Annotated in this window: 4 protein-coding genes; 3 read left to right on the forward strand and 1 reads right to left on the reverse strand. The window is 65.5% G+C overall.

Going from position 1 to position 11,002, the window contains the following annotated elements; translation table 11 throughout:
* The first annotated feature begins 353 nt into the window (after positions 1 to 353).
* Complete coding sequence (locus OU682_RS22235) at positions 354 to 1,370, forward strand: universal stress protein (RefSeq protein ID WP_268944387.1); 1,017 nt, start codon at positions 354 to 356, stop codon at positions 1,368 to 1,370.
* 248 nt (positions 1,371 to 1,618) lie between these two features.
* Complete coding sequence (locus OU682_RS22240) at positions 1,619 to 9,745, forward strand: GH36-type glycosyl hydrolase domain-containing protein (RefSeq protein WP_268944388.1); 8,127 nt, start codon at positions 1,619 to 1,621, stop codon at positions 9,743 to 9,745.
* An 83-nt stretch (positions 9,746 to 9,828) separates the two neighbouring features.
* On the opposite strand, the gene OU682_RS22245 is transcribed toward OU682_RS22240, so the two are convergent.
* A protein-coding gene (locus tag OU682_RS22245; protein ID WP_268944389.1) for an IS5 family transposase occupies positions 9,829 to 10,586 on the reverse strand; the annotation gives its coding sequence in 2 pieces (ribosomal slippage) (positions 9,829 to 10,250 and positions 10,250 to 10,586; 759 coding nt in all).
* 85 nt (positions 10,587 to 10,671) lie between these two features.
* Here OU682_RS22245 and OU682_RS22250 point away from each other — a divergent pair.
* Positions 10,672 to 10,929: a hydrolase gene (locus OU682_RS22250; RefSeq protein WP_268944390.1), complete on the forward strand. Its 258-nt coding sequence runs from the start codon at positions 10,672 to 10,674 to the stop codon at positions 10,927 to 10,929.
* The last annotated feature ends 73 nt before the right edge of the window (positions 10,930 to 11,002 follow it).

The following is an 11,002-nucleotide window of genomic DNA, read 5'->3' on the forward strand; positions in this document are numbered from 1 at the left end:
CCACTAGATCTGTCCATTTTCCGCTGGAGGCCCGCCAACTCACCGGCGGCGGCGGGCGCCGAGTCTCCTTCGCGTATTGTGCAGATGCGCCTAAAATTGGAATTCCAACGTGAAATGACCCTCTCACTCACCATGCACGGGACGCATGCCGAACGCTGGTTCGAAATACGCGACACGGACACTGTAGGAGACCGAGATGCCGGCTCATTGACGTCTTTCAACGGTCGCCGTCCCATGGCTCTGCTGAACGGAGGAGAGAGGATTGAATTGCGCGCCGTCAATGATCTCGTCGCATGGGTCCCTAGCATGACGGAACGCAAAAGATCGAAAGACGCTGAAAGGATGAGGTACCTATGGCCGATCTTCAGCCGCACTCTGTCTCCAAGGGCCATGTCGCGGACGGAACCGTCAGCGTCCCGTTGTTTCGCCACGTGATGGCCTGTCTCGATCGGGCGCCGCAGGCCATGCAGATCCTCCACGAGGCATCGGCACTCGCCAGCCTCTTCGGGGCGGATGTGACGGCAATCCGTGTCCTCCCGGGCAGGCCGTCGAACAGCCCTTGCGCAGATCCGGTCGATTGGGAACTGACGCGCAGAGAGGAAATCGCTGACCTCCGACGATTAGCCGAAGCCGCGGGAGCGCCGCTGGGAATGGCAGCAATCGTCGCGTGCGGCTCGCCCATGGCTTGCGTCGAGCAAGAGGCGCATAGGCGCGGCGTCGATCTTCTTGCTCTTGGCGCGGGCGCCTTCGGCGCATCGCACAGGTGGGGTCTGGGGGGCACGGCGAGGCATCTGACCGAGACCTTTCATGGCTCGGTTCTGATCGTTCCCGAAGAAGCTGCCGGCGACCTCCCGAGGAAACGCCGGATCCTCGTTCCAATGGATGGATCGCCTTCTGCAGAGGCGGCCTTGCGCTACGCGACCGCCATCGCACGCAGTCGCGACGCGGAGCTTGTCGTCCTTCACGCGGTGTCTCTCAGCGGCCTGTTCGGGCTTGGCGATGCAGGGCAAGGCACGGGATCGCCCTGGCGCGAGGTCAGGCAGGAGGCAGACCGCTTGGCGGCCGATCGTATCCGGCGATTGCGTCGGTTGCTGCCGCTCGACGGCAAGAACAACCGTGTACGCAGGCTCGATGACGACGAGCCCCGCCGCGCGCTCATGAAGGCGATCTGCGAGGAGCGCGGCGAACTCGTGGTTCTCTCGGCCCGCGGTCTGGGACAGGATCCCGACCTGCCGGTTGGAAGCACTGCCGATTATCTGCTTTCTCGAGCCGTGACTCCGGTTCTCCTGATCCGCAACACGGAACCATCCAGCCACCGGTCGACGAGACAGGCGCCGCGGCGACTTGCAGAAACCTGGCGGGCACGGTGACGGCGCCTGCGGCCTCGGCTCAAGGTGCGGCCGAGCGCGTCCCCGACCAATCCGCCTTGCGCAACGCAGTCGGCCCGGGACCTCCGCGGGCCGTGGCCGCATGGAGGCACCTCGACAGACTACCCGCCTGGCTTGACTGCGCACGAGGCACCTGCCGGGCGCCGCCACCCGAGGCGTCGAAGGCGGCAGAGTGGTTTCTCGATAACGAATACCACATCCGTCGCTCGGTGCGGCAGGTGCAGGACGACATGCCGGCGGCCTTTTATCAACGTCTGGAGCGATCCGCGTGGCCCGAGGCAGAGGGGCGCCCGCGAGCCTTTATTGCCGCCCGAGACTATCTCGAGAGGACCCATGCGCAGATCGACATGCGCACCGCGACGGACTTCCTGAACGCGTTCCAGAGCGGGGATGGTCTCTCGCTTGCCGAGCTTTGGGCCTTTCCCGCCATGCTGAGGCTTGCTGCGCTGGAAGATATCGTCTCGGCACTGCTTCACCTCGTGCCGACGCTCGGACCGCCGTTCGGCGCGATAGACCACGACGCAGGTTGGGAAAACCGAGATCCGACCGAGTCCCTGTCGCGGGCGATTGTGGCGCTTGCTGCGATCGAGCGGATCGACTGGCATGCCTTTGTCGAAGCGACGAGCCAGGTCGAGGCAATCCTGCGGGAGTCGCCGGACGGGCTCTATCCCGAGATGGATTTCGAGACACGCAACAGGTACCGGCAGGCGATCGAGGATCTGGCCGATGGCTCCGGTTGGCCCGAGCCCCAAATCGCGCGGCAAGCCGTTCGGTCCGCCCGTGACCATGCTGGCTCTCCGCGCAAGGGCCACGTCGGGTGGTGGCTCATCGATGGCGGCCGGGCCGAGGTCGAAGCCGCACTAGGTTCCCGCGCACGGCGAGGGCAGCTCCTTCGCCGGTTCGTTCTCCGCAATCCCGGGCTCACTTACGCGTCGGCTCTGCTCGGCTTCGGTCTCGTGACGCTCGCCGTCCCGCTCGCGCTGCTCGTCGGCTCGGAGGCTCGCGGCGTCGCCCTTGCGCTGACCGGCCTGCTCCTGGTCATGCCCGCCTCGATCATCGCGGTCACGCTCACAAACTGGCTCGTCACCCAAATTGTGCCTCCGCGAGTTCTGCCCAAGATGGATTTCCGTAGCGGCTTGCCCGAAGGCCTGGACGCCGCAGTCATCGTTCCGGCTATCTTCCGGACGTCGGGCGAGGTCGCACCCGTTCTCGCGCGCCTCGAGCGCCACATGCTGACCAACTCGGATCCCCGCTTGCGCTACACGCTCCTGAGCGATCCGGCCGACGCCCCCCAAGAGGTCGTCGCCAGCGACGCGGCGCTGGAGGCGGCGCTCGTCGGGGGCATTCGAGACCTGAACGCCCGATACCCCGAGACCGCACCCTTCGTCCTGCTCCACCGCCGCCGAAGATGGAACGCGCGCGACCAGATCTGGATGGGCTGGGAACGCAAGCGCGGCAAGATCGAGACGTTCAACGACTTCCTCCACGGGGCGGCCGACGATGCCTTCCCCGTGACCGAAGGAGACGTCGCGCGACTGCGCAAGGCACGATATGTCGTCACCCTGGACGCCGACACGGTCGCGCCGCCGAGCGTAATACTCAGGCTTCTGGGCGCGCTGTCACATCCGCTGAACCGCCCCGAATTCGATGCCACCGGTACGCATGTGGTCGCCGGCTACACGGTCATTCAGCCGCGCGTCGAAATCTCGCCGGACGCGGGCTCGATTTCGCCTTTCACCCGGCTTTATACGGGCGATACGGCCATCGACATCTACAGTCGTGCGGTTTCGGACGTCTACCAGGACCTCTTCGGCGAGGGGATCTTCACCGGCAAGGGCGCCTACGATGCGACTGCGTTCAGACAGAGCCTGCGCGACCGGGTTCCAAAAAAGGCACTCGTAAGCCACGACCTCTTCGAAGGACTCCATGGCCGCGCGGCGCTCGCCTCCGACATTGTGCTTTACGAGGGGTTCCCGGAACATTACCCGGACTTCGCGCGTCGTCTGCACCGCTGGGTCCGAGGCGACTGGCAGCTTCTTCCATGGCTCGGTCGGCATCCGCCCCGGCGGGACGGCAAGCGCCTGCGCAATCCGCTCTCGGCGCTCGACAGGTGGAAGATCCTCGACAATCTCAGGCGGAGCCTGATTGCGCCGTCGCTCGTGCTGCTGGCGCTTTGCGGCTGGCTCGTCATCCCCGACGCCGCCGGGATCTGGACCCTGCTGACGGTCGCGGCACCGGGCTCCTACCTGATGACCTTCATCGTCAGCGGCATGTCGCGTGGCCGCCGAAGGGGCGCTGTGCAGGACCGCTGGCGGCAGTTGCGCGACCACGTGGGTCGCTGGTCGCTGGAAATCGTGTTTATGGCAAACGAGGCTATCGTCTGCCTCGATGCCATCGGACGCACGCTGTGGCGTCTGACCGTGTCTCGGCGCGGTCTGCTGGAATGGGTGACCTCCGCTCATGTCTCGGCAGCCGGTGCCGATACACGCGTCCGCTTCTGGAGCGACATGGCCGGCGCACCGATGCTCGCGGTCGCCATCACCGGCACGCTGGCCGCTTACGCTCCGACGGCCTTGCCCGGGGCGCTGCCATTGCTGTTGCTGTGGCTCGCATCGCCCGAGATCTCGTATCGGATCTGTCGTCCGTGGTCCGCTGCCGAAGAACGCCTGTCGGACGCCGACAAGGATTGGCTGCGTCGCGTTGCACGGCGCACATGGGCGTATTTCGAAACCTTCGCCGGGCCCGAGGACAATTGGCTCGCGCCCGACAACCACCAGACCGACCCCGAGGCGAAAACCGCACATCGATCCTCGCCGACGAATGTCGGGATGCAGTTGCTCTCGTCCATGACGGCGGTCGATCTCGGCCATATTGGACTGCGCGATCTTGCACAGCGCTGCACCTTTGCGATGAACGCTCTGGACAGGATCGAGCGGCACAACGGGCATGTGATGAACTGGTTCGATACGCGCACACTTGCCTCGCTCGAGCCGCGCTATGTTTCGACGGTCGACAGCGGCAATCTCGCCGTCGCCCTTGTAACGGTGCGCGAAGGTCTCCTCGAGGTGGCAAACGGCCCGGCTTTGTCGCCTGCTCTTTGGGATGGATTGGTCGACACGTTGCGCGTTCTGAACGACGAGCTGAGAAACCTCCCCCGTGAAAAGGCGGCGACATCTGCAGCCTTGATCGCCGAAATGGTCAAGCGGGCAAAGGCGGTGCGCGATCGGTCCGACCAGTGGCGCAAGTGCCTTTGTCGGATGCGTGACACGGACTTTCCCGAGCTGTCCTCTGCAATCCTCGCGGCGCTCGACGCTGCGCCCGCGAGCGATCCCGCCGAGTTGCATTTCTGGCTGGAGCGAAGCCTTCATCATGCAACGAGCACCCTGCGCGATCTGGACACGCTCTGCCCTTGGACGGCCGTTGATGGGTGGGAACGGGCCGCATCCGGATGTGCTTCGACGCCCGGTGCGCTGCGCCCGCACGCGCCACTTGCGCAAGCCGCGACCATGGCCGATCTGCGCTCCGAACCGGGTGCCGATCGGTCCGCCGCGCAATTTGAGTCCGCAATTCGCGAAGGCATCGCGGCGCAGTCGGAGCTGCGGGCGAAATTGCGGGCCCTCGCCGACCGGGCACAGGCCCTCGCCATGGTGATGGACTTCGCGTTTCTCTACGACCGCGAGACGCGGACGTTCTTCATCGGCTACAACCTGAGCGTCGACCGTATGGACGACCACCGCTACGACCTGCTTGCGTCCGAGGCGCGGCTGGCCAGCTATTTCGCAATCGCCAAGGGAGATGTCCCGGCGGAGCACTGGTTTCATCTCGGCAGGCCGATATCACGGTCCTCCGGCCCGCTGACCGTCTTGTCCTGGAACGGCTCGATGTTCGAGTTTCTCATGCCCGCGCTTCTGATCCGCAGTGCTACGGGCCAGCTTCTGGGCCAGAGCGAGCGCGCCGCCGTCGAGATCCAGCGCCGCTACGGCGCGCGTCTCGGCCTTCCCTGGGGGGTCTCGGAAGCGGCCTTCGCGGCGCGCGACGGGGCGCAGAACTACCAGTACAGGGCCTTCGGCGTCGCCGGGCTGGGCATGCGGCAGGGACTTGCCGAGGATTACGTGGTCGCGCCCTATGCCAGCGCTCTCGCCCTCGCCGTGCGGCCCGGGAAGGCCACCGAAAATCTGCGGCGGCTCGAAGCCATGGGCATCCACGGCCGCTACGGCTTCTTCGATGCGGTGGACTTCACGCCGTCGCGAACGGACGGCGGTGGCAGTCACGTCCCGGTCCGGACCTTCATGGCTCACCATCAGGGCATGTTGGTGACTGCCATCAATAACGCGCTCAACGACGATGTCCATGTGCGCAGGTTCAATCGGAATCCACGGATGTCCGCCATAGACCTGATCCTGCACGAACGGGTGCCGTGGGAATTCGTGCCGGAGCCGCTGCCCGATGCCGGCTCCAGCCTGCCCGAACAGGTCAAGCGACCGGTACGCGCGCTTGACGGCTGGCCTGTGGATGAGACCGACCCGCGAGTTGTGCTCACGCTAGGCAATGGTAGTTTGTCGCTCTGGCTCTCCGGCGCGGCGACCGGTTGCCTGTGGTGGCATGGCCAATCGCTGACCCGTTGGATCAGCGATCCCGCGATCGACGATGGGGCCGCTCGGCTCCTTCTGCGGGACGTCGAAGACGGATCGACATGGGAGTTCCGGTCCGCGCCGGAACTCCCGGTGGACATGATGTTCTACGCAGAGAAGGCCTCCTTTCACCTTCAGCGCCACGGCATCGCGGCAACCCAAGAGGTCTGCATCGCCGCGGCGGACGATGTGGAGATCCGGCGTGTTACCCTGATCAATCATTCCGACAGGCCGCGGGTCATCGATGTGACGAGCTACGCCGAGCCCATCCTGGCACCGCACGCGGCGTATGAACGCCACCCCGCCTTCAGCAAGCTTTTCGTGAAGAGCGAGGCGCTCCGGGACATAGACGCGGTGCTTTTCACCCGGCGCCCGCGTCGGCCCGAGGACACGCCGCCGGTGATGCTGCACCGGCTCTTGCGCGAGGGGCGTGAGGTAACGTTTGCGGGGGCCGAGACTGACCGGCGTACGCTGCTCGGCCGCCACGGTCGGTGTCCGGACGCAGCCTCGGCAGCCATGACGGGGACAACCGGCTGGACGCTCGATCCAGTGGCCGCCCTGCGCGCGCGTACGACCCTCGCCCCCGGAGAACGCGCCGAGTTCGCCTTCCTGACCGTCGCCGCGGCGTCGCGGGAGACGGCGATGGAGACAGCGCGCCGCTATGACACGCCGTCGGCGCTAGGCTGGGCCTTCGAGGACGCGGCCCGCACGACAGCGGTCGAGGCCGCTCGTTCCGACCTGACGCAGCGAGACGTCGTCGATGCTCAGGCCCTCGCGAGTCGAATCCTGCGGCCGGGGCTGCGGTCCGGCGTGGATGTAGACACCAGACAGCCGGGCCAGCCCGACCTTTGGGGCCTCGGGGTGTCCGGCGACCAGCCGGTCGTCCTCGTGCGTGTCACGGATGCCGAAAGCGCCGCCCTACTTCCCGCCATCCTGCGTGCGAAGCGCTGGCTCGGGCGCAACGGTCTGCGGTTCGATCTCGTCGTCCTCGGCACCAAAGCGTCGAGCTACGAGGCCCCGATCGCAGCAAGGCTCCGCGACACTCTGCGGGATGCCGGACTGGGCGAAGGGCTTGGGGGCGACGGCGGCATTCACTTGCACAGCGTGGATCGGATCGCGCCGTCTCAGGTGCGCGCGCTTGAGATGTTGGCACGTTTGGCGCTCGACGGGGCGATGCCGACCCTCGAAGCTGCCTTGCCGACAGAACCGGCAGGCCATATCAAGCCGCCCTTCTTCGAACCGGGCGGGTCGCCCGTGGCGAAAGATGCGGTTGCGCCGGGCCGGCAGCCGGCGCTGATCTGCGACAACGGTTTGGGCGGCTTCATGCCCGGCAGTGGCAATTACCTCATTCATCCGTGTCCGGGACAGACCACACCCGTGCCGTGGTGCAACATCCTTGCCAATGACCGGTTCGGAACGATCGTAAGCGAAGCCGGGCTGGGGTTCACGTGGTGTCTCAACAGCGGAGAATTCCGCCTCACACCGTGGTCCAACGATCCGGTGACGGATGCGCAGGAGGAGGCAATCTACCTGCGCGACGAAGAGACGGGGGAGGTCTGGACAGTGACGCCCCTGCCTGCAGGCGCCGTTGAGGCGTGCTGGATCACGCATGGCGCGGGTGAGACTCTCTGGGAGCGCGCCTCGCACGGACTTTCGCAGCAGCTCTCGGTCTCTGTGGCCGAGACAGCGCCGGTCAAGCTGATGCGGCTCACGCTGACGAACGCCACCGCCAGACAACGGCGCATCACCACGACGGCCTACGCCGAGTGGCAGCTCGGGTCGACGCCCTCCATCGCGAAACCACATGTGAGATCCGGCTATCATGCACCCGCGCGGGCGCTCGTCGCGCAAAGCGGCTGGGCCCCTGCCTTTGCGGACCGGATCGCTTTTCTGACCTCGAGCCGGCCTGCGCATGCAATGACCTGCGACCGGGAGGCGTTCCTCGGACCCGGCGGCACCGTCCTGCCGGAGGGACTTCGGCGCTGGAGCCCCTGGGGACGCACCGAAGGCGTGGCGGACGCCTGCGCCGTCTATCAGGTGCATCTCGATATCGCGCCCGGAAGAACGGAGGAGGTCGTCTTCGTTCTGGGGGCCGCAGGCAGCCTCGGCGAGGTTGAGGACCTCGCCCACGCCTTCGCCGCGCCTGACCGGGCCGCCGCAGCGACTCGCACCGCGCAGAAGACTTGGGAAAGACGCCTCGGCGTGCTTCAGGTCGAGACGCCCGACACGGCGCTCGATCTGATGGTCAACCGCTGGCTGCCCAACCAGGCGTTCGCCTCACGCATCCTCGCACGAGCGGGGTTCCAGCAGGCAAGCGGGGGGATCGGGTTCCGTGACCAGTTGCAGGACATGATGGCGTTCCTGCACTCAGAGCCCCACCGCGCCCGCGCCCATATCCTCGACTGTGCCCGGCATCAGTTCGAGGCGGGGGATGTGCTGCACTGGTGGCATCCACCAGAGGAGCGCGGTGTTCGGACCCGCTGTTCGGACGACATGCTGTGGCTTGTCTACGCGACCCACACGTATGTCCGGGCAACAGGCGACGCGGACGTCCTCCGAGAGGAAATTCCGTTCCTCTCGGCGCCGCCCCTGAAGGAGGACGAGGACGATCGTTACGCGGGGTTCTCCGTCGGGGAGAACGCATCGCTTCTGGAGCATTGCCTGCGCGCGATGCGACGCGGGGCGACATCGGGGCAGAACGGTCTTCCGCTGATTGGAACTGGCGACTGGAACGACGGCATGGACAGGGTCGGCCACCGCGGGCGCGGGGAAAGTGTATGGCTGGCCTGGTTCGCGGCCTATTGCGGTGATGCTTGCGCCGATCTTGCCACGCTTGCCGGACGTGAGACGGACACGGCGTTCTGGCGTAGCCGCGCCAAAGAACTTCGACAAGCGGCGGAGGTTTCTGCCTGGGATGGCGCGTGGTATCGCCGGGCCTACGACGATGACGGCGAGCCCTGGGGCTCAGCGGGGAACACGGAGTGCAGGATCGACAGCATCGCCCAGTCCTGGGCGGTTCTCGCCGGTGCGCCTGATCGTAAGCGCGCCGAACAGGCGCTCCGGTCCGCAGCGGAATATCTGGTCGATCCCGAGCACCGCCTCGTGCGTCTTCTGACACCGCCCTTCGACAGGACATCCCGCGATCCCGGCTACATCCGGGCCTATCCGCCGGGCATCCGAGAGAACGGCGGGCAATATACCCATGCGGCGACATGGATGGGGCTGGCCTTCGCCCGGCTGGGCGACGGAGACACGGCCTTTCGCATCTTTGACTTCATCAACCCGATCCGCCGCAGCGCAACGCCGGAGGACATGCAGCGTTACCGAGGAGAGCCTTACGCCATGGCGGCTGATATCGGCGGTGTGGCCCCGTTCGAAGGTCGTGCCGGGTGGACGTGGTACACCGGTGCCGCGGGCTGGTCGTGGCGGCTGGCCGTTGAAGGGATCCTCGGGCTCGAACTGCGCAACGGCGCCTTACATGTCGCCCCGTGCCTGCCGTCCACCTGGAGCGGATACCGCGCGACGGTGAGGGGGCCTGCCGGGGTCATAGCGCTTGAGGTGGAGCAGGTCGACGACAAGCACGAGACGACCGCCGAAGGGCATGCAGCGGAGGCCGACACAGCGAGGGCGGTTTCCTTCCCGACCGACGGGTCGACCCGCCATGTGCACGTGAAGGTCGGCCGACGGAAGGCGGAGCCCGTGGCCTTTGGCCTGACCTTGCCCTGACGATCCGAGCCGGTTGCTCGCCGTCAACGCAAACATCGCCTGTAGGAGTTTTTTTGTGCAACAGGATTATGGCCTGTGGACATTCATCGTGAGGCGATGATGGTTGCGGCGAGATGCCAATTGGCGGCGTAGCTGCATGCGGTCTTTTCGTAGCGCGTGGCGATGGCCCGGAACTCCTTTATTCTCGCGAAGAGGTTTTCGACCATGTGCCGCCATTTATAGGCGTGCTTGTCGTAGTCACGCTTGATCTTGCGGTTCGCCTTCGGTGGGATAACTGCGCTCGCACCCCGCACGTCCAGTTCTGCAAGCAGCCAATCGGCATCAAACGCCTTGTCCGCCAGAAGGGCGTCAAAGGCGACGTCCTCGATCAGCGGTGCAACGCCTCTTAAGTCGTGAGCCTGGCCGGGCAGCAAAACAAAGTCGAACAGGTTGCCAAGGGCATCGACCAAGGCCACGATCTTCGTGGTCAGTCCGCCGCGTGAGCGCCCGATGGCCTGAGCCTGAGTCCCCCTTTTGCGCCGCTCGCCTTCTGGTGAGCCTGGACAATGGTGCCGTCGATCAACGCGTATTCGAAATCGGGCTCGCCGCGGATCTCTCTGAAGAGGCGCTCGAAAACACCACCTTCGGCCCATCGGCGAAACCGGCGGAACACGCTGTTCCAGTTTCCGAACTCCGATGGCAGATCACGCCAAGGCAAACCGGTTCGCACCCGCCAAAGAACGGCCTCCAGCAGCAGGCGATTGTCCTTGCCCGTCGCACCGCTGTCGCTCTTCTTGCCGGGAAGGTGGGGTTCAAGGCGCGCCCAGACACCATCCGTCACCACAAACCGCTGCTCGTCCATTCAAACCTCCCTTTGGGGAGCTTGAATCAGAAATCAGCCGGTGTGGAAACCACGAATGTCCACAGGCCATAATGCGGAGACGAGGATGGAGGTCAACGCGCTGCCGCGATATGACATGTCGGTTAACACGACCGGATGCTGTCCGAAGTTCAGTCCCGAGGGCCGGGACGGACAGGATCTGCATTTTCGCAACAAGATGATGGTGCGGGCCGTAACGATGTCGGCCATGTACGTGCCGCTCAACATGGGGCGGGTGTTTGCCAGGATGCAGCAGCATATTGAGACGGCAGGCGCCTTCGGCCCGGACGATACGATTGTCCTGAGCCGGGACTTGTCTCCCTAGCTGTCTGGTTGCGGGACATCATTGGGACGAGGTAAGCTGGGCTATTGCTGAACATGCCTGGCGCTTTGAACCC

Origin of the sequence: Paracoccus benzoatiresistens (assembly GCF_026913015.1) — a bacterium.
Lineage (GTDB): Bacteria > Pseudomonadota > Alphaproteobacteria > Rhodobacterales > Rhodobacteraceae > Paracoccus > Paracoccus benzoatiresistens.